Source organism: Actinomycetospora sp., from assembly GCF_036497585.1.
Classification (GTDB): domain Bacteria; phylum Actinomycetota; class Actinomycetes; order Mycobacteriales; family Pseudonocardiaceae; genus Actinomycetospora.
The window spans coordinates 16964-35362 of sequence record NZ_DASXJD010000123.1 but is presented as its reverse complement, the minus strand read 5'-3'; the positions used below and the strand labels follow the sequence as shown (position 1 = coordinate 35362).

At 75.2% G+C, this 18399-nt stretch carries 17 protein-coding genes, 1 tRNA gene and 1 pseudogene; 10 read left to right on the top strand and 9 right to left on the bottom strand.

Annotated elements, in window-relative coordinates:
- Window positions 1–10: 10 nt before the first annotated feature.
- Window positions 11–1528 (bottom strand): NAD(P)/FAD-dependent oxidoreductase, encoded by a 1518-nt coding sequence (locus tag VGH76_RS12140; protein ID WP_331556930.1) that lies wholly within the window; start codon window positions 1526–1528, stop codon window positions 11–13.
- 74 nt (window positions 1529–1602) lie between these two features.
- On the opposite strand from VGH76_RS12140, the gene VGH76_RS12135 reads away from it, so the two are divergent.
- Complete coding sequence (locus VGH76_RS12135) at window positions 1603–2301, top strand: helix-turn-helix domain-containing protein (protein ID WP_331556929.1); 699 nt, start codon at window positions 1603–1605, stop codon at window positions 2299–2301.
- Window positions 2302–2474: 173 nt separating this feature from the next.
- Here the strand turns inward: VGH76_RS12135 and VGH76_RS12130 are convergent, their stop codons facing one another.
- Together VGH76_RS12130 and VGH76_RS12125 are read right to left on the bottom strand one after the other, a co-directional pair.
- Window positions 2475–3362, bottom strand: a complete 888-nt coding sequence (locus VGH76_RS12130; protein WP_331556928.1) for a DMT family transporter — start codon at window positions 3360–3362, stop codon at window positions 2475–2477.
- Window positions 3359–4588, bottom strand: a complete 1230-nt coding sequence (locus tag VGH76_RS12125; protein WP_331556927.1) for an MGDG synthase family glycosyltransferase — start codon at window positions 4586–4588, stop codon at window positions 3359–3361. The genes VGH76_RS12130 and VGH76_RS12125 overlap by 4 nt, the downstream gene beginning before the upstream one ends.
- Before the next feature lie 279 nt (window positions 4589–4867).
- Here VGH76_RS12125 and VGH76_RS12120 point away from each other — a divergent pair, with 279 nt between their 5' ends.
- Window positions 4868–6055: an MGDG synthase family glycosyltransferase gene (locus tag VGH76_RS12120; protein ID WP_331556926.1), complete on the top strand. Its 1188-nt coding sequence runs from the start codon at window positions 4868–4870 to the stop codon at window positions 6053–6055.
- 51 nt (window positions 6056–6106) lie between these two features.
- Here the strand turns inward: VGH76_RS12120 and VGH76_RS12115 are convergent, their stop codons facing one another.
- Window positions 6107–6967 (bottom strand): LLM class flavin-dependent oxidoreductase, encoded by an 861-nt coding sequence (locus VGH76_RS12115; protein ID WP_331556925.1) that lies wholly within the window; start codon window positions 6965–6967, stop codon window positions 6107–6109.
- Window positions 6968–7073: 106 nt separating this feature from the next.
- On the opposite strand from VGH76_RS12115, the pseudogene VGH76_RS12110 reads away from it, so the two are divergent.
- Window positions 7074–7664: pseudogene (locus VGH76_RS12110) on the top strand (TetR/AcrR family transcriptional regulator).
- On the opposite strand, the gene VGH76_RS12105 reads toward VGH76_RS12110, so the two are convergent.
- Window positions 7630–8742, bottom strand: a complete 1113-nt coding sequence (locus tag VGH76_RS12105) for a YncE family protein (protein ID WP_331556924.1) — start codon at window positions 8740–8742, stop codon at window positions 7630–7632. The pseudogene VGH76_RS12110 and the gene VGH76_RS12105 sit on opposite strands and share 35 nt — an antisense overlap.
- 165 nt (window positions 8743–8907) lie before the next feature.
- Here VGH76_RS12105 and VGH76_RS12100 point away from each other — a divergent pair, with 165 nt between their 5' ends.
- Entirely contained in the window at window positions 8908–9135 is a 228-nt protein-coding gene (locus VGH76_RS12100; protein ID WP_169185528.1) for a cation transporter, read from the top strand.
- 172 nt (window positions 9136–9307) lie between these two features.
- Here the strand turns inward: VGH76_RS12100 and VGH76_RS12095 are convergent, their stop codons facing one another.
- Window positions 9308–10177: a Ku protein gene (locus tag VGH76_RS12095; protein WP_331556923.1), complete on the bottom strand. Its 870-nt coding sequence runs from the start codon at window positions 10175–10177 to the stop codon at window positions 9308–9310.
- Between the two features lie 182 nt (window positions 10178–10359).
- Between VGH76_RS12095 and VGH76_RS12090 the strand changes: the two genes are divergently transcribed.
- Entirely contained in the window at window positions 10360–11160 is an 801-nt protein-coding gene (locus VGH76_RS12090) for a hypothetical protein (RefSeq protein WP_331556922.1), read from the top strand.
- 109 nt (window positions 11161–11269) lie between these two features.
- On the opposite strand, the gene VGH76_RS12085 is transcribed toward VGH76_RS12090, so the two are convergent.
- Together VGH76_RS12085 and VGH76_RS12080 are read right to left on the bottom strand one after the other, a co-directional pair.
- On the bottom strand, window positions 11270–12298 hold the full coding sequence (locus tag VGH76_RS12085; RefSeq protein ID WP_331556921.1) for a prephenate dehydrogenase: 1029 nt from the start codon (window positions 12296–12298) through the stop codon (window positions 11270–11272).
- Window positions 12299–12373: 75 nt separating this feature from the next.
- Window positions 12374–13558, bottom strand: coding sequence for a M20 family metallopeptidase (locus tag VGH76_RS12080; protein WP_331556960.1), 1185 nt, complete (start codon window positions 13556–13558; stop codon window positions 12374–12376).
- A 275-nt stretch (window positions 13559–13833) separates the two neighbouring features.
- On the opposite strand from VGH76_RS12080, the gene VGH76_RS12075 reads away from it, so the two are divergent.
- From VGH76_RS12075 to VGH76_RS12065, 3 genes are all read left to right on the top strand, one after another.
- Window positions 13834–14319: a tRNA adenosine deaminase-associated protein gene (locus tag VGH76_RS12075; protein WP_414637716.1), complete on the top strand. Its 486-nt coding sequence runs from the start codon at window positions 13834–13836 to the stop codon at window positions 14317–14319.
- A gap of 52 nt (window positions 14320–14371) precedes the next feature.
- A complete protein-coding gene (locus tag VGH76_RS12070) occupies window positions 14372–14788 on the top strand; it encodes a nucleoside deaminase (RefSeq protein WP_414637715.1) in 417 nt (138 codons plus the stop codon).
- Window positions 14789–14798: 10 nt separating this feature from the next.
- Window positions 14799–14887: transfer RNA gene (locus tag VGH76_RS12065), tRNA-Ser, on the top strand.
- Window positions 14888–15200: 313 nt separating this feature from the next.
- Here the strand turns inward: VGH76_RS12065 and mftD are convergent.
- Window positions 15201–16382, bottom strand: coding sequence for a pre-mycofactocin synthase MftD (mftD, locus tag VGH76_RS12060; RefSeq protein WP_331556919.1), 1182 nt, complete (start codon window positions 16380–16382; stop codon window positions 15201–15203).
- 259 nt (window positions 16383–16641) lie between these two features.
- Here mftD and VGH76_RS12055 point away from each other — a divergent pair, with 259 nt between their 5' ends.
- Together VGH76_RS12055 and VGH76_RS12050 are read left to right on the top strand one after the other, a co-directional pair.
- Entirely contained in the window at window positions 16642–17334 is a 693-nt protein-coding gene (locus tag VGH76_RS12055) for an RNA polymerase sigma factor (RefSeq protein WP_331556918.1), read from the top strand.
- On the top strand, window positions 17331–18209 hold the full coding sequence (locus tag VGH76_RS12050) for an anti-sigma factor domain-containing protein (protein ID WP_331556917.1): 879 nt from the start codon (window positions 17331–17333) through the stop codon (window positions 18207–18209). Before VGH76_RS12055 ends, VGH76_RS12050 begins: the two co-directional genes overlap by 4 nt.
- Window positions 18210–18399 lie beyond the last annotated feature (190 nt).

Genomic DNA, 18399 nt, shown 5'->3' with positions numbered 1-18399 from the left:
GGAGCTCCTCTCAGGTCCGCGCGTGCGCGGGGGTGATGACGTACTCGTCGGTCTTCATGTGCCGCAGGCGCCGGTGGAACGGCATGGTGAACGTGGGCCAGAGCGCCGAGTTGTGGCCGTGGCCGTCGAGGTACCAGCTCTTGCACCCGCCGTCGACCCACACCGTGCCCTCGGTCAGGCGCTGCATCTCGGCGACGAACCGGTCCTGGACGTCCCGGCGCGGCTCGACGGCGCCCACCGCGGACGTCCGCACCCGGCGCAGCACGTCCATCACGAGGTTGATCTGGGACTCGATCATGAACACGACCGAGTTGTGGCCCAGCCCGGTGTTCGGTCCGAGCAGGGTGAACAGGTTGGGGAAGCCCGCGATCATGGTGCCGTTGTGGGCGAACATGGTGTCGCCCCAGTGCTCGGCGAGGCTGCGCCCGTCGCGACCGAACACCCGGTGGCTGATCGGTAGGTCGCTGATCGCGAACCCGGTGCCGGCGATGATCGTGTCCACCTCGTGCTCCGTGCCGTCCTCGGTGACGACGGCGTGCGGCGTCACCTCGGTGATCCGGTCGGTGACGACGTCGACGTTGTCGCGGTCCAGCGCGGGGAGGTAGGTGTTCGACAGCAGGATGCGCTTGCAGCCCATCGAGTAGTCGGGGGTGATCTTCTCCCGCAGTTCCGGATCGGTGACCTGGGTGCGCATGTGGCGCTTGGCGAGCTTCGCGGCCTTCGCCATCCGCTGCGGGTCCTTGAACCCGAACACGAAGGTCTCGCGGCCCCAGTAGATGGCCTCGCGGAGCACCCGCTGCAGCGCCGGGAAGCGGCGGAACGCCCACTTCTCGACCCGGGTGAACGCCCGGTCGCGCCGCGGCATGATCCATGGCGGGGTGCGCTGGAAGACGGTCAGGTGCCCGAGGGCGGGCGCGATCTCCGGGACGAACTGGATGGCCGAGGCGCCGGTGCCGATGACGGCGACCTTCCGGCCGCGCAGGTCGAGGTCGTGGCGCCAGGTGGCGGAGTGGAACACCTCGCCCGCGAAGTCGTCGAGTCCGGGGACGTCGGGGAACGACGGGTCGGAGAGCGCACCGGAGCCGAGCACGACGGCGTCGGCGGTCCAGGTGCCCCGGCTCGTCGTCACGGTCCAGCGCTGGTCGTCGTCGGACCACCGCGCCTCGAGGACCTCGTGGTGGTTGCGGGTGAAGCGGTCGATCCCGTACTCGGCGGAGACGCGCTGCAGGTAGGCGTGGATCTCCGGCTGGGCGGAGAAGGAGTGGCTCCAGTCCGCGTTCGGCGCGAACGAGAACGAGTAAAGGTGGCTCGGCACGTCGCACGCGCAGCCCGGGTAGGAGTTGTCGCGCCAGGTGCCGCCGACGTCGCCGTGGCGCTCGAAGACGAGGAAGTCCTCGACACCGGCCTGTCGCAGGCGGATCGCGGTGCCGAGGCCGGAGAAGCCGTTGCCGACGATGGCGACGGACAGGTGCGGCACGTCCGCGTCGGCTCCGGCGCTGGCGGCGGGGCGTGCGGTCTCGGTGGTCATGCTCGGGGCCTCCCGTTGGTACGGCGACGTACCGTGTCGGCGGCGAGCATGGTACGAGGTGGTACCATAAGCCAGTGACTGTGAGCGCGCACACGCCGGGCGGCGAGGAGCCCCCGGTCGTGGCGGCGATCCGGACGGGGGCCGGCGCCGCGCTGGCTCCGGCCGACCACCGGCAGCGTCTCCTGGTCGCCATGGCCGAGCTGCTCGCCGAGCAGGGCTATGCGAGCGTGACGGTCACCGACGTCGTCGCCCGGGCCCGGGTGTCCAAGCGGACCTTCTACCAGCACTTCTCCGACCGCGAGGAGTGCCTGCTCGCGACCTACCGCGTCGTCGCCGAGGGGCCGCTGCGCATGATCGCCCAGGCCGCGGCGGCAGGGGCCGGGCAGGGGATGTCACTGCGCGAGGAGGTTGCGGGCCTCACCGGCGCCTACCTCACCGCGATGGCCGAGCATCCGCTGCTCACCCGGGCGATGCTCACCGAGCCGGGCTCGACGGGGCCTGCCGGGCGGCAGGTGCGCCGCGAGGTGCTGCGCCGGTTCGCCGACCAGCTGGTGGCGCTCGCGGCCGGGGTGGGCGGGCGCTCGGGGGCGCGCCCGTTGTCCCCGGCGCTCGCCGAGGCGCTCGTCGGCGGCATCAACGAGCTGGTGCTCGCCGCGGTGGAGTCGGCCGACCGCGAGGAGGTCGACCCCGCGCGGATCGCCGAGGACATCCTCGGGCTGCGCGAGACGGTGACGGACCTGGCGGTGGCGGTGCTGGGTGCCGGAGGCTCGTGAGCACTTTCCGGGGCTATGACCCCGGAAAGTGCTCACAAGGCCGAAGGCCACCTATCGGTGACGCGAGAACAGGATCGCCAGCGCGGTACAGCCGACGACGATCAGCACGATCGGCAGCACCGAGAGGAATGAGTCGGCGTCGACGGCGCCCAGCAGCGTCACGGTGGCCCCGCTCAGCCCCAGGCGGGGGTCGGCACCCCGGCACGGTCGTCGCGCAGCACGGCCGCCGACTGCCGCGTGATGACGACGGTGCCCGCCACGACGAGGGCGGCCGCCACGATCTCGCCGACGAGGTCCAGCGGCCCGGCCGCCACCCGCTCGCCGAGCACGAGCACCCCGAGCAGCACCGCGACCGCGGGGTCGGTGGTGCCGATGACCGCGTTCACCGGCGCGTTGAGCCGCCCGAGGTGCAGCGCGCGCTGGGAGAGCGCCCAGCCGCACACCGAGGTGACCACCGCCCCGCCCGCGTACCAGGTCGTCAGCGCCGCGACGAGGCCCGGCTCGCGCAGCGCGGTCGAGAAGAGCGTCGCGGTGAGCCCGTAGAAGCCGCCGGTGGCCAGGGCGAGCAGCGCCGCGCGGGTGGGCTCGCCCCACGCCACGGCGCGCAGGCCCAGCGTCCCCAGCACCGCCGCCGCCACCGCCACTCCGAACAACGGGAGGAAGGCCGGCGCGGGCGGGACCAGGGGGGCCTGGGGCCGGGCGATCGCGAGGAAGGTCGCGAGGCCGACCACGCAGGCCGCCGAGGCCCCGAGCAGCCGCCGGTCGAGCCGTCGGCGGGCCAGCCGCGCCGAGGCGATCGTGCCGAACACCAGCCCGGTCACCAGCACCGGCTGCACGAGCGCCACCGGGCCGATGTGCAGGGCGAAGGCGTACGAGCACCACCCGACCCCGATGACGGCCTGCCCGGTCCACCACCGGCGGCGGCGCACCACGCGGAGCAGCAGCGTGCGGGTGGAGTCCGGTTCGTCGATCTCCTGGCCCGCCCGCTGCTGGAGCACCGTGCCGGTGGCGATCCCGCACGCCCCAAGCAGCGCCGCCGCGAGCGCGATCGCGGGGGTCACCGGGCGCTCCCCACCAGCCGTGGACCGCGCTCGTCGTCCGGGCCGGGCACGGCGGGCTCCTCGACGGGGGCGGGTGCGGGTGCGGGCAGACCGAGCACGGCGGCGAGGTCGACCCGGGCGTGCCGCACGGACCAGCGGGCGGCGCGGGTGTGCGCGGCGGCCAGCGCGGCGGGGTCGGCGATCCAGGAGCGCAGCAGCGCGGTGAGCTCCCGGGGCCGCCGGCACGTCCGGGCGAGCCCGGCGGCGCCGAGCAGGCGGGCGGAGTCGCGGCCGTGCCCGGGCAGCGGCTGGTGGATCACCAGCGTCCGCCCGCTCGCGAGGGCCTCCTGGGCGGTCGCGCCGCCGGAGTTGTTGACGACGACGTCGGCCGCGGCGAGCAGCGTCGGGACGTCGTCCACCCAGCCGGGTACCCGCAGTCGATCGCCCGCGCGCATCCGGGCCCGCAGGGCCTTCAGCCGGGTACGGGCCCGCTCGTCGCGCCCGCAGAGGGCGACGACGTGGCAGCGCGGGTCGGCGGCCAGGGCCGCGCGCACCGCGCCGGCGACCCCGCCGAGCCCCAGCGAGCCCGCCGTCACGACCACCACCAGCGCATCGTGCGGCAGGCCCAGCTCGCGCCGCACCGCGCGCGCCTCGCGGTCGCCGACCGGACCGAAGGGGGCGCCGACCAGCGGCGAGCGGACCGTCACGTGGGCGCCCGGGTCCATCCGGCGCGTGGGCTCGCGGGCGAGGTCGTCGAGCACGAGGTACTCGTCGACGCCGGGGTAGGTCCAGTACGCGTGCGGCGCGAAGTCGCAGACGGCGGCGACGATGCGGGCGTCGAGCAGGCCGCGGCGGCGCAACCACGCCAGGCCCGCCGTCGCGAGCTGGTGGGTGGAGACGACGACGTCGGTCGGCGGGCCCGCGAGGTCGCTCCGCAGCGCCCGGGCGACCCACGCGCCCATGACCTCGCGGTAGAACCAGCGCACCAGCCGGGAGTGCGTCACCGCGCCGTACCAGGCCTCCTGGAGCAGCGGGGTCCACTGCACCGCGAACTCGAAGAGCCAGCGGAACACCGGGCCCGAGCCGTGACCCATGCGGGCGAACGCCTCGGCCACCCGGATGTCGCAGTCCGGCCGGTCCCGCGTGACGGTCGTGTGGACCGCGCACGCGACCGCCTCGTGTCCCTGGCCGATGTCGCCGGAGACGATGAGCACCCGCGCCGGCGGGTCGGTGGGCGGCCTCGTCACGGGGATCAGTGTCCCGACCGGCCCGGTGTGACGGCCGTCCGGGTGTGCTGTTCATGCGCCGGCGCGCCGCCGTTCACCCCGGCACGCGGGCTTCGACCGCCCTTCATCCGGCCCTCATCGACGCGCCGTCCGCGACCTCGATCATGACTCCCGGAGTCGAGGTCCGCGGCGGGTCACAGTAGGTTCGCGGTCGGGTCACGGTCCCCGGACGTCGCAGCGCGGCGTGGATCCACCCGTGCCCGTCGGACGTCGTCACGCTCGAGAGGAGCCCCGCGACCGATGACCGCACTCGGCGTCCCGAGGTCGATCCGCCCCCGGAGGCGTCACGGTGCGCGCCCCGTCTCGCCCGACGGCCCGCCCCGGACGGCCGCGGGCCGTTCCCCGCGGGTCGTCGTGCTCACGGCGCGTGTCGGCGCCGGGCACGACCGGCCGGCCTACGAACTGGCGGCGCGGCTGCGCGCCCGCGGCGCGGTGGCCGTGGTGCACGACTACCTCGACGCCCTGCCCCGCTTCGGCCAGGTGATCATCGGTGACGGCTACGGCGTCGTCGTCAACAACATGCCGCGGTTCTTCGACTGGCTCTTCCGCGCGCTCGAGCGCCGGGGTCTCGTCCGCGCGATCATCCTGACGTTCCTCATGTTCTCCGAGCGGACGGTGCGGCGCTGGATCCGGGACGCCGACGTCGTCGTGTCCACCTTCCCGCTCTCGTGCCAGACCCTCGGCCGGATGCGCGCCGCCGGGCAGATCGCGGTGCCGGTGGTGAGCTACCTCACCGACCCGGCCCCGCACCGGATGTGGCTGCACCCCGGCGTCGACGTGCACCTGTCGGTGACCAGCGCGTGCGCCGATGCGGCCGACGAGGCCTACGGCGTGGCGGTCCGCCCGGCCGGGCCGCTGGTGGACCCGCGCTTCTCCCGTGCTCACACCGACGCCGACCGCGCCGACACCCGTCAGGACCTGGGACTGTCCGACGACGAGACCGCGGTGCTGATCAGTGCGGGCTCGCTCGGGCTCGGGGACGTCCCCGCGCTGGTGGACGCCGCGCTGACCAACCGCGCCGCCCACGTGCTCGTCCTCTGCGGCCGCAACGCCGACCTGCGCGCGCAGCTCGACGCGCGGGAGCGGGTCACGGCGCTGGGCTGGCGCGACGACGTCCCGGCGCTGATGGCGGCCGCGGACGTGCTGCTGCACAACGCGGGTGGGCTCTCGGTCACCGAGGCGCTCGTCGCCAACCTGCCCGCGGTGACCTACCACCCGATCCCGGGGCACGGCCGGGCGAACGCGACGGTGCTCGCCGAGGCCGGGCTCGCCCCGTGGCCGACCAGCCCGGACGGGCTGGCGACGGTGCTCGACGGCATTGCCCGCACCTCGCCGCTCTCGCCGTGGCCGGCGACCCCGGAGGCGGACGTCGCGGCGATCGTGCTGGAGCTCGCCGCGCAGGAGCGCGAGGCGGCGCCGGCCGCATAGGTGGCCTTTGGCCTTGTGAGCACTTTCCGGGGTCATAGCCCCGGAAAGTGCTCACAGGCGCGTCAGCGCACCGGCCCACTGGGCGACCCCGTCCGGCCACGGCGCCGGCAGCCCGAGCGTCACGTGGGTGAACCCGGCCCCGAGCGTCTCGGCGATCGCCTTGCGGGTGACGTCGGGCTCGTCGTAGGAGACGGGCAGGTGGATCGACCTGGTGATCGTGGCGGGGTCGCGGCCGATCTCGGCGCAGTAGCGGTCGAGCAGGGCGCTGCGCCCGAGGGCGTCGTCGAGGTCGCCGCCGGGGATGTTCCAGCGGTCGGCGTGCCGGGCGACCACCCCCAGCGTCGCGCTCGCGCGGCCGCCGATCAGGATCGGCGGGTGGGGCCGCTGCAGCGGCTTCGGGTTGCCGAACGCGCCGGTCAGCTGCACGTGGGTGCCGGCGAAGTCGAACGGCTCGTCCTCCGTCCACAGCCGCCGGATCACCGTGCACGCCTCGTCGAGGGCGCCCACGGAGTCCCCGAAGTCCTGGTAGGGCAGGCCGTGGGCCTCGTACTCCCGGCGCGCCCACGGGATGCTCGGACGGGACCCGGCGCCGATCCCGAACTCGAGCCGACCCCCGGACACGTGGTCCACGGTCGTCGCGATCTTGGCGAGCAGCGCCGGCGGACGGATCCGGTTGCTGGTGACGAGCAGCCCGAGCCGGAGCCGCTCGGTCTGCGCGGCCAGGGCCGACAGCAGCGTCCAGCCCTCGAGGATCGGCCCGTCCAGGGGACCCCCGATCGGCAGGAGGTGGTCGAAGAGCCAGGCGTGGTCGATCTCGGGGACCGCGTCGGCCTCGCGCCAGACGCGCAGGACGTCGGCGTAGTGGACCTGCTGGGGAGCGGTCACGATCCCGAAGCTCGGACGGTCGCTCATGGTCGTGGGTCCTCTCGCCTGCCACGATCGCAATAGAACGGAACATGGTTCCGCCGACGATAGGGAACATGGTTCCGCTTGGCAACGCGCGCTCGTGGAGGTGGTCGTGACCGGGACGGCGGAGGTGCCCCGGCGTCGGGCGGACGCCCGGCGCAACGAGGAGGCCCTGCTCGACGCGGCGGCGGCGGCCTTCGTCGCCGCCGGGGTGGAGGCGCCGGTGCGCGACCTCGCCGCGCGGGCCGGCGTCGGCGTCGGCACCGTCTAGCGCCACTTCCCGACGCGGGCCGACCTCGTCGTCGCCGTCTACCGCCACCAGGTCGAGGCGTGCGCCGACGCCGGGCCGGCCTGCCTGGCCGAGGCCGGCTCCCCCTCCGACGCCCTCGCGAGCTGGATCGACGGCTTCGTCGACTTCCTGGTGACCAAGCACGGGCTGGCCGGGGCCCTGCGTGGCGACGGCCGGTTCGAGGCCCTCCACGCCTACTTCCTCGACCGGCTCGTCCCGGTGTGCGACGAGTTGCTCACCGCGGCCGCGGACGCCGGTGAGGTCCGCGACGACGTGGGCGCCCACGAGCTCATGCGGGGCGTCGGGAACCTCTGCGCCGGTGCGGAGGACGACGAGCGCTACGACGCCCGGCGTCTGGTCGGGGTCCTCCTTGCGGGCCTCAGGGTGAGATCACCTGGATCACCCCGCCCGTGACCCCAGCGACCAGGAGCCGACCGGTCGTCTGGTCGACGCCGAGGGTGTAGGGGTTCTGCACCGTCGCGACCCGGGCCACCGGTTTCGGCTGCGGGGCGGTCATGTCGTAGCCGATCACCTCGTTGGTGCCCGAGGACGCGACCCACGCAAGGTCACGCACCGGGTCGTAGGTGATGCCGTACGGCCCGCCGGGCTGCGGGATCGCGCCGACCTGGGTGGGCGGGCCGGAGGGGTTCGGCTGGAAGACCAGCACCTGGTTGCCGCGGGTGTCCGTCGCGATCATGCGGCCGTGGCGGTCGGCGACGAGGTGGGTCGGGCCCGCGCCGGCCGGGACCTCGCCGATGATGCGCAGCGCGTCGACGTCGTAGGTGGTCAGCGTGTTCTTGCGGACGTCGATGAGCCCGACGATGTCCCCGACGGGCGCCACGCCCGCCGGCTGCACCGCATCCGTGAAGACCTTGACCACCCGGTCGTCGCGGACCGCCGACACCGTGCCGCCGAGCTCGTCGGCGGTGACGACGGTGCCGTTCGCGGCCTGGGTGGCGTCGTGCGGGACGGTGCCGACGAACAGCGGGGGCGCGGCCTGCCCGCCCGGCAGCGTCACGCGCACGAGGGAGTTCGCGCTCTCCACCGGCACGAGGACGGGCCCGCCGGGCGCGGCGAGCTGGAGGTGGCGCACGAAGCCGGGCAGCGGGGTGCGGGTGCGCAGCGCCCCGGTGTCGGCGTCGAGCAGGACGAGGCTGTTGGGGTTGCGGGTGGCGACGGCGACGGTGCGGGTCACCGGGTCGACCACCACCCCCTCGGGTGCCGCGCCGACCGGGATCTGGCGGCCCGGCGGCGGCGTCGCCGGGGCGGGGGCGGACTGCGGTTCGGCGGCGAGCGGCAGACCCTGGGTCGGCGGCCGGGTGCCCTCGGTGGGCACAACCGGCGGGAGCAGGCCCGTCGTCGGGGTCGCCGCGCCCGGGACCGGCGTCGTCGGGGCGGCGGCGGGCGGCGGCTCGTTGCTGCAGGCCGCGAGACCGACGGCCGCGGCGGCGAGGCCGGCCGCGAGCAGGACGCGAGCTCGGCGTCGGGACATGCGCGGGAGTATGGCGGGGGCCGCGTGCGGCGCGCCTGCGGACACCGGACGCGGGGGGCCGACGCGCCCGGCGGCCGGGCGTGGCACCGTCGCGGGGAGGAACCCGCCGACGGGGAGAGCCCGACCCGGGCCACCGCCGCCCCGCCGGCCGTCAGGGAGGACCACATGGCCACGACCACGCTCTCGGTGCCCGAGATCCACTGCGACCACTGCCGCGCCGCCATCGAGGGCGCGCTGTCCCCGATCGACGGCGTCGAGGGTGTCGACGTCGACCTCGAGGCCCGCGTGGTCCGCGTCGACCACGACGACGAGCTCGCGCTCGGCTCGGTCGTCGAGGCGATCGAGGACCAGGGCTACGACGTGCCCGGCCGCGAGGCCTACATGCGCGCCTGAGCGCGCCCTACGCCGACTTCGTCGCCTTCTCGTCGCTGCTCTCGTCGTCGCTCTTCTTGCGGCGCGAGCGCGACGAGGAGGACTTCGAGGTCCCCGACTCCGACGAGGACGCGGCCTTCTTCGAGCCCTTCGACGACGAGCTCTTCTTCCGCGTCGTCGAGCCCGAGGTGCTCTACTCCTCGGGCGTCCCGGTGGTCTCCGACGCCTTCTCCGAGCCCTTCTCGGCGGGGGCCTCCTCCTCCGAGGACTTCCCGTCGGAAGCCTTCCCGCCGGCCGCCTCTACCGAGCGGCGCAGCGCGGTGAGCAGGTCGGTCATGTCGTCGGTGTCCTCGGCGGCGGTCTCCTCCGGTGCCGGACGGCCGCCGCCGTGCTCGCGCTTGTACTCGATGAGCTCGCAGATCGCCTTGCGGTACTCGTCCTCGAACCCGTCGACCTCGAAGTCCCCGGCGAGCGAGTCGATGAGCGACGAGGCCATCGCCATCTCCTGCGGGCGGACCTCGACGTCGTTGTCCAGCACCGGGAAGTCCGGCTCGCGCACCTCGTCCGGCCACAGCATCGTCTGCAGCACGATCGCCTTGTCGCGCACCCGCAGCAGCGCGAGCGTCTCCCGTTGGCGCAGCGCGACCTTCACCAGCGCCATCCGGTCGGTCTCGCGCAGCGCCTCGCGCAGCAGCGAGTACGGCTTGAGCGCCTTGCTCTCCGGCTCGAGGTAGTAGCTCTTGTCCAGCAGCAGCGCGTCGACCTGGTCGGCGGGCACGAACTGCACGACGTCGATCTCGTGGCCGGTCGCGGTGGGCAGCGAGGCGAGGTCGTCGTCGTCGAGCATGATCAGCTGCCCGTCGTCGGTCTCGTACCCCTTCGCGATCTCGGAGTACGCGACCTCCTCGCCGCACACCGAGCACGTCCGCTTCTGGCGGATGCGACCACCGTCGACCTCGTGCACCTGGTGGAAGCGGATGTCGTGGTTCGACGTCGCGGCGTAGAGCCGGACCGGCACGTTGACCAGCCCGAACGACACCGCGCCGTTCCAGATCGCGCGCATCGCGCGGCTCCCCTCGCTCCGCCGCCCGTCACCCGACGTGACGGCACATTCCCCCTCCAGGATGCCCCACACGCGTCCCGCCTCACAGGATCCGAGGGCGGACACGCGTCCCGGGCGCGGCGCGGCGACACGCCGGGGGTGCTCGCGGCGGGGTCGTCGGGGGTGCAGGGCACCATGTCGGCATGCAGGGTGTCGGTGAGCGCAGCGCCGGGATCGTGCCGATGCAGCCGGTCCCCGGCCGGCTCCCGGTGGGTGGGCAGTGGAGCTACGAGGTCGACTGGAGCGGCATCCGGCTGCTAGCCGACGTCGACCAGGGGACGCTGTGCCTGCGCACCCTCGAGGGGGACGACGTGACGGCGCGGTTCCCCGAGTTCGCAGGGCTGGCCGACGTCGTGGCCGACGGGCTGTTCGACGGCGAGGCGGTGCTGCTCGACGCCGGGCAGCCGTCCTCGCTGGCGCTGTTCGACCGGCTGCGCCGGGCCGACCCGCGCAAGGCCCGCTCGCTCGCCCGGGAGCGCCCGGCGATCTTCATGGTCTACGACGTGCTGCGGCTCTACGGCGTCCCGCTCACCGAGCGCCCGCTCGACGAGCGCCGGGCCACCCTCGGGCGGCTCTCGCTCGACGAGGTGGGCCGCATCCAGGTCTCGCCGGTGTACGACGACGGCGTCGCGCTGCTGGCCGGCGTCCGCGAGCAGGGGCTGCCCGGTGTCATGGCCCGTCGTCGGGACACCGGGTACGACGCCGAGGCCCCCCAGGACTGGGTGCGGGTGGTCGCGGGGGTCGACGCGCCCCCGACGGCTCCCACCGCGGAGATCACCGACCTGCCCGTTGCCGATCGTGCCGACGCAGGGCCCGCGCTCTCGGCGATCGCGCCGTCGCTGCCCGGGCTGCCGGCGGGCTCCTCGTCGGGGAGCTCGGGTGGCTCCGGATCGCGGCGCGGCCGGCACAGCCGGGACGAGGACCACGCCCCCGGGCTGTGGTGAGCGCGCTCCCGGATCCCTCGCGCAGAACCGGGTGCGCGCGGCATTGGCGAAGGGCGCCCACGGCCGGATAGATCGACCGAAGGTGCCCTTCGCTCACCAAGGCCCGGGGTCACTCCTCGCCCGGTGCCGCCGCCTCCAGCGCCTCACTGGTCCAACCGATGATGCGGCCGCCAGATCGGCCGAGCTCCCGCATCGCCTCGAGGTGCTCGGCGGGGACACCCGTGAGGTCGATCCGAACCTCACGGCGGTCCAGCCGCGCGGCGTCCAACGAGGCCCGCCCGTCGTGACCCGCCGTGAGGCTGGCGAGCAGCCCCCCGGTGGAGGCCAGCGAGCCGCGGGCCGCGCCGAGGCGGCCGAGGGCGTCGTCGAGCGCCGCCAGCAGCGCGTCCCGGTTGCCCTCGCACATCGCCGCGGTCAGCTCCGGGCGGGTCGCCGCCACGCGGGTGCCGTCCGCGAACGAGCCCGCCGCGAGAGCCAACGCCAGCTCCCCGCCGTCCGCGCCGACCGAGGCCAGGACGGCGGCCAGCAGGTGCGGCAGGTGGGAGATGCGGGCCACCGCCACGTCGTGCTCGTCGGAGGCGGCCGGCACGACGGTGGCCCCGCACGCCAGGGCGAGCGCGACGACGTCGGTCCACACCTCGAGGTCGGTGTCGTCGTCGGTCGCGACGACCCACACCTTGTCGTGGAAGAGCTGCAGCGAGCCTGCGTCCCACCCGGAGAACTCGGTGCCGGTCATCGGGTGCCCACCGACGAACCGCGCGGCAGGCACCCGACGGGTGACGGCGTCGCCGACCGGCTCCTTGACGCTCGTGACGTCGGTGAGCCGGCACTCCGGGGCCTCGCGCCCCACCACCGCCAGCACGTCGTCGATGGCCGTCAGCGGGACGGCGACGACGACGAGCGCGTCGGTCTCCGCAGCACGACGGACCGCGGACGCCACGTCGTCGGCGACGTCGTAGCCGTCGGCCCGGGCCTTCTCGGCGGTCGTCGTGGACGCCGACGCGCCCCACGCGTCGCGCCCGGCGTCGGTCGCGGCGCGCAGCACCGAGCCGCCGATCAGCCCGAGCCCGAGCACGCAGACGGGCCGCTGCAGCGCGGCGGCCAGGACGGCGCCGCTGTCCACCTCCGGAGTCCCCACGACGACGGAGCGTAGGACGACACGGACGGGTGACGGCCATTCGCCCGTGTGCGCGGCTGCACGGGACCGCCCGGATCAGGACGCGCGCAACGACTCCAGCGCGTAGCCGGCGTACAGCGCGACCCCCGCCACCATGGCGTCCTCGTCGAAGACCACCCGGTTCGAGTGGTTCGGCGGCGCCTCGGACGGATCGGCCCCCGGGGGGCAGGCGCCGAGGAAGGCGAGCGCGCCGGGCACGCGGGCCAGCACGTAGGAGAAGTCCTCCGACCCCATGATCGGGTCGGGCATCGGTTCCACGAACCGCGACCCGAGCACCGAGCGCCCGACGTCGGCGACCCGCTCGGCCACGCCCGCGTCGTTCACCGTCACCGGATAGCCGTGGTCGATCTCCACCGTGGCGGTGCAGCCGTACGCGTCGGCGATCCCGGTGCACACCCGCCGCAGCTCGGCGAGCAGCGTCTCGCGGGAGGTCTCGGACAACGTGCGCATCGTCCCCTCGAGCACCGCGGTCTCGGGGATGACGTTGGTCGTGGTGCCGGCCGTGAGGTGCGCGATGGTGAGGACCGCCGGCTCGAACGCGCTCACCCGCCGGGTGGTCATGGTGTGCAGCGCGCCGACCATCGCGGCCGCGGCGGGCACCGGGTCGAGCGCGTCGTGCGGGGCCGAGGCGTGGCCCCCGGCGCCGTGGACGGTGACGGTGAAGTCGTCGGACGAGGCCATGATCGAGTCGGCGCGGGTCTGCAGCGTGCCCGAGGCCAGGCGCGAGGTGACGTGCAGCGCCAGCGCCGACGTGGGCCGGCTGCCGCCGATCTCCAGCAGGCCCTCGGACAGCATCGCGAGCGCCCCGTGCCGGCTCTCCTCGCCGGGCTGGAACATGAACACGACGGTGCCGGCCAGCCGCTCCCGGCGTCCGGCGAGCAGGCGGGCCGCGGAGGCGAGCATCGCGGCGTGCAGGTCGTGCCCGCAGGCGTGCATCGCCCCGTCCACGAGCGAGGCGTGGTCGACCCCGCTCTCCTCCTGCAGCGGCAGCGCGTCCATGTCCGCGCGCAGCAGCACCGAGGGCCCCGGGTGGTTGCCGGTGAGGGTGGCGACGACGGAGCTCGACGAGCGCCCGGTGGTCACCGTCAGCGGCAGGTCGCGCAGCGCGGCGAGCACCGCCGCCTGGGTGGTCGGCAGCTCCAGCCCCAGCTCCGGGTAGCGGTGCAGCGTGCGCCGCAGCGCGATCGTGTCGGGCTGCAGCGCCCGGGCCTCGGCCAGCAGGGCGCGTTCCGGCGCCCGGTGCGCGGCACGACGGTTCCCCGACGCGGCACGGGCCGAGCGGCCGCTGCGGGTCTCCGACGACGTGCTCACTCCCCTGATCCTGCACCCCCGACCTCGGGCGGGCGACCGCCCGGCGCGCGGAAGGTGTCGATTCGGTGCCCGGCCACCCAACTCCCTTTCCGAGCTGGGCGGGCGCACCTACCGTGGTCGCCATGGCTGGTCAGGGGGCGCAGACTGCGCCGCGCGGTGGGTCCAAGGGCGGACCCGGCACCGTCGTGCCGCTCGACGGCTGGGCGGTCGCGGTCACCCGTGAGGAGGGTCGCTGGCGCGCGGTCACCATGGACCGCGCCGCGCTGGCCGACCTGGACTCGGCCATCACCGCGCTGCGGGGGCTGCGCTCCACCGGCGCGGTCCTGGGCCTGCTCGATGTCGACGACGAGTTCTTCGTGCTCGTGCGCCCCGTCCCGGGCGGGGTGTCGCTGCTGCTCTCCGACGCCGTCGCCGCCCTGGACTACGACGTCGCGGCCGACGTGCTGGATCTGCTGCGTCTCGATGTGCCCGACGAGGACGAGGTCGACGACGACCCCTGGCCCGAGGGCGACCTCGGGATGCTCGCCGACCTCGGCGTCCCCGCCGACGAGCTCGCCGTGCTGGTCGACGAGATCGACCTCTACCCGGACGAGCAGCTGACCGCGATCGCGCGCCGCTGCGGGTTCGCCGACGAGCTCGCGAAGGTCGTGGAGCCCGCGCCTGCGTCCTGAGTCGCTGGTCGGCCGCGCGCTCGAGGTCGCGGCCGGGACGCACCCCGACGACGTGCCGGTGGGCGCCGTCGTCGTGAACGCCGCCGGCCGCGAGCTGGCGTCCGCGACGAACGCCCGCGAGGCGACCGGCGACCCCACCGCCCATGCCGAGATCCTCGCGCTGCGCGCGGCCGCGGAAGTCCACGGCGATGGCTGGCGGCTGACCGGCTGCACGCTGGCCGTCACGCTGGAGCCCTGCACGATGTGCGCCGGGGCGGCGGTGCTCGCCCGGATCGACCGGATCGTGTTCGGGGCGTGGGAGCCGCGCACCGGGGCGGTCGGCTCGCTCTGGGACGTGGTCCGCGACCGGCGCCTCACCCACCGCCCCGAGGTGCTCGGCGGGGTGCGCGAGGCGGAGTGCGCGGAGCTGCTCCTGGCGTGGTTCCGCAGCGGTCGGGGGGGTCGCGAGGGCGAGTCGGGCGGCCCGTAACATTGCTCCCGGTAGCGTGTCCGAGCGGCCAAAGGAGCGCGCCTCGAAAGCGCGTGTGGGTTCTGCCCACCGTGGGTTCGAATCCCACCGCTACCGCCACGCCGGTCATCCCCCGGGATGACCGGCGTTCGTGCATCCCGGCCCGGGAGCGGCCCTCACCCGGCGAGCGCCCGCTCCCCGAGGAGCGCCAGCGTGGCCTCCGGCGTCAGCGGGTGGAACGGCCCGCCCCCCGCGCCGGGGTCGGTGCCCCGGGCCCGTCCTGAGCGAAGGGCACGTTCGGTCGATAGAGCCGACGAAGGGCGCCCCTCGCCGGAACGCGGTGGCGGACCCCGGGACGAGCGAAGGGCACGTTCGGTCGATAGAACCGACCGAAGGTGCCCTTCGTTCAAGCCGAGTCGGGGCCGGGCGCCCCCTACGAGTTGTTCGCCGTCCGGGTGAAGTTCGGCGGGATGAGCAGGTCCTCCGGCCCGAGCTCCTGTACTGAGGACTTCCCCAGCCCGAGCAGCCCGGAGTCGACGCCGGCCCGCATGATGTCCAGGACGTTGCCCACGCCCGCCTCGCCCGCGGCGGCGAGGCCCCAGAGGTAGGCGCGCCCGATGGCGACCGCCTTCGCGCCGAGGGCGAGCGCCTTGACCACGTCCGAGCCGCGCCGCACGCCGCCGTCCATGATCACCTCGACGTCGCGCCCGACCGCCTCGACGATCCCCGGCAGCAACCGGATGGGGGCGGGGGTGGAGTCGAGGTTGTTGCCGCCGTGGTTGGAGACCTGGATCGCGGTGACGCCGGCGTCCACGGCCCGCTTGGCGTCGTCGACGCGGGTGATGCCCTTGACGCAGAACGGCGAGTCCGAGCCCCACTGCTCGCGCAGCCACGCGACGTCGGCCCAGGAGGGCGGCGGGGTGAACATCCACTGCCCGTAGGCGCCGAAGAACGTCGGCGGCTCGGAACCGTCGACGGGGATGTTCGGCACGGTGAGGTCGGGGATCTTGCCGCTGCGCAGGAACGCGATGCCCCAGCGGGGCCGGGAGACGCCCTCGGGGATGTACTTGAGGATCGTCTTCCAGTCCATCTTCTCCGGGATGGCCGGGCTGCCCCAGTCCCGACCGTGGGAGAACGACCAGTCCAGGGTGACGATCAGACCCTTCGCGCCGGCCCGCTTCGCCCGCTCCGCGCGGGCGGCCAGGGTCTCGCGGTCGCCCACCCAGTACATCTGGAAGAACGTCTTGTCGTTGACCGCGACGACGTCCTCGATCGAGCGGCTGGCGAACGACGACAGCCCCATCGCGGTCCCGCGGGACGCGGCGGCGCGCGCGACGGCGACCTCGCCCTCCGGGTTCACCGCCTGCACGCCGGTCGGCGAGATCATGACGGGCAAGGAGATCTCCTGGCCCATGATCGTCGTCGCCAGGGAGCGCTCGTTCGGGAGATCCGCGACGTGCGGGGCGAACTGCAGCTCGCGGAAGGCGCCCGTGTTGTCATCGAGGGTCACCCCGGCCTCGCTGCCGGCCACCAGCGCGCCGTAGACCGACTTCGGCAGCCGCTTGCGCGCCCGCCGCTGGGCCTCCGCCACCGACTCGAACCACTGTCCTGCCATGAGAGCGCTCCGCCCCTTCCTCGCTCGGATGCTGTGGGCCTTCCGGTCCGCCGGCGGGCGGGGACGCGTGCAGTGACCCGACCCTGGTGACCCTAGAGGGCTCCGGTCACCCTCGCCCCCGCGTGGGCGGGCGGCCCTGTCCCCTCCGGGCGGAGGGGGTATGCCGGTCGTCCGGAGGACCGAACCGCGTCCGCTCGCAGGGCGAAGGCCTGCACGTCTCCGGCGCGACCACCGCGGCGGGGAGAGGAGACCGCCCACCATGACCCCGCCGTCCACCCCGGGGCCCGCCGCCGCGCGCACCGTCCCAGCCGTCGGGGTCGGGCGCGACCGGCCGGCGTCGACCGGCAGGGCGGACCCGGCGGCCGACGTCACCGAGGCCGACCTCGTCGCCCGGCTCCTCGACCGGGACGCCCAGGCGCTGGACGGCCTCTACGCCCGCCACGGCCGCGCCGCCTTCTCCCTGGCCCGCCGCATCTGCGCCGACGAGACCCTCGCCGAGGACGTCGTGCAGGAGGTGTTCCTCGTGCTGTGGCGCGACCCGGGCCGCTACGACCGCACCCGGGGCACCGTCGTGAGCTGGCTGCTCACCCTCACCCACCACAAGGCCGTCGACGCGGTCCGCCGCGAGGCCACCCGCCGTCGCCACCACGTGCCCACCGACGAGCCCGACCACGCCGTCACCGCCGTCGGGCCCTCGGCCGACCGGGCCGCGCTCGGCTCGGTGATCGCCGAGCACGTCCGCGCGGCGCTGCGCCACCTGCCCAGCGAGCAGCGGCAGGCGCTCGGGCTCGCCTACTACGGCGGCTACACCCAGCGGGAGGTCGCCTCGATCACCGGCGTGCCGATCGGGACGGTCAAGTCGCGGATGTTCACCGGCGTCGCGAAGCTGCGCGTCCTCCTCGCCCCGGTGCTCGGCACCTCGGGGCTCGAGCTGCTGGGGGACACGTGGTGAGCGCGCATCACGACGGCGAGCCCGAGCTCGCCGCCGAGGTCGTCGGCCGCGCCCTGCGCGCCCTCGAGCCCGACGAGGAGGGCCGGGTCGCCGAGCACCTGCGCGACTGCGCGGCGTGCCGCGCGCTGCTCGCCGAGACCCACGAGACGATGGCCGCGCTCGCGCACGCGCTCCCCGCGGTGGAGCCGCCCCCGACGCTGCGGGCACGCATCCTCACCGCCGCCGCGGCCGAGCCCGCTCCGCCGACGACACGGCGGGCACCGGCGGGCGACGCGTCGGCCCCCGGCCCGGAGGACCCGGCCGCCGACCCCCCCGCCGCCGGCCCGACCCCCACCCAGCCGACGCCGGTCGTGCCCGCCACGCCGTCCCCGGTGCCCCGTCGGCGGGCCGCCGCGGTGCTGGCCCTGGCCGCCGTCGTCGTCGCCATCGTCGTGTTCGCCGCCCGGGGCGCGGTGACCCCCGGACCCGCCGACCCGCGCGAGGCCGTGGCGGCGCGCGCCCAGCAGATCGTGGCGAGCGCCGAGGCCCGGGACCCGTCGATGCGCTCGGCCTCGCTGATGGAGCCGGGCAGCGGCACCGTCGCCGCGGTCGTCCTCGACGACGGGTCCGCGCCCCGCGTGGTGCCGCTGGCCATGCCGGCGATCGGCAGCGGACGCAGCTTCGTGCTCTGGCGGGTCGCGGGGGAGGCGGCGATGCCCGTCGCCACCCTCGACACCGCGGGCGGCACGACGCCGGTGACGCCGGGCCCGGGCACCCCCACGACGTCCCCGCCCCCCGCGTCCGGGCTCCGGCGCGCCTACGCCCTGTCGGTCGAGCGGGCGGGCACCGTCCCGACCCGGCCGTCCTCGGTGGTCGCGAGCGGGCCTCTGGTGTGAGCCGACCGCGGGCGGGCGACCGGCGGACCTCCGTCGTCCGGCGGCGGCGGCTGCCCTGCGGGCGGGAGGGGCCCGCGGCAGGGTGGCGGGTCAGCCGTTCGTCGCGTCGCGGAGGTGTCCGGCCGCAGCACGGCCGTGGCGTGCGCCCGGGCTCACGGACGTCGTCGGGGGGTCTGGCTACCGTGGCGGG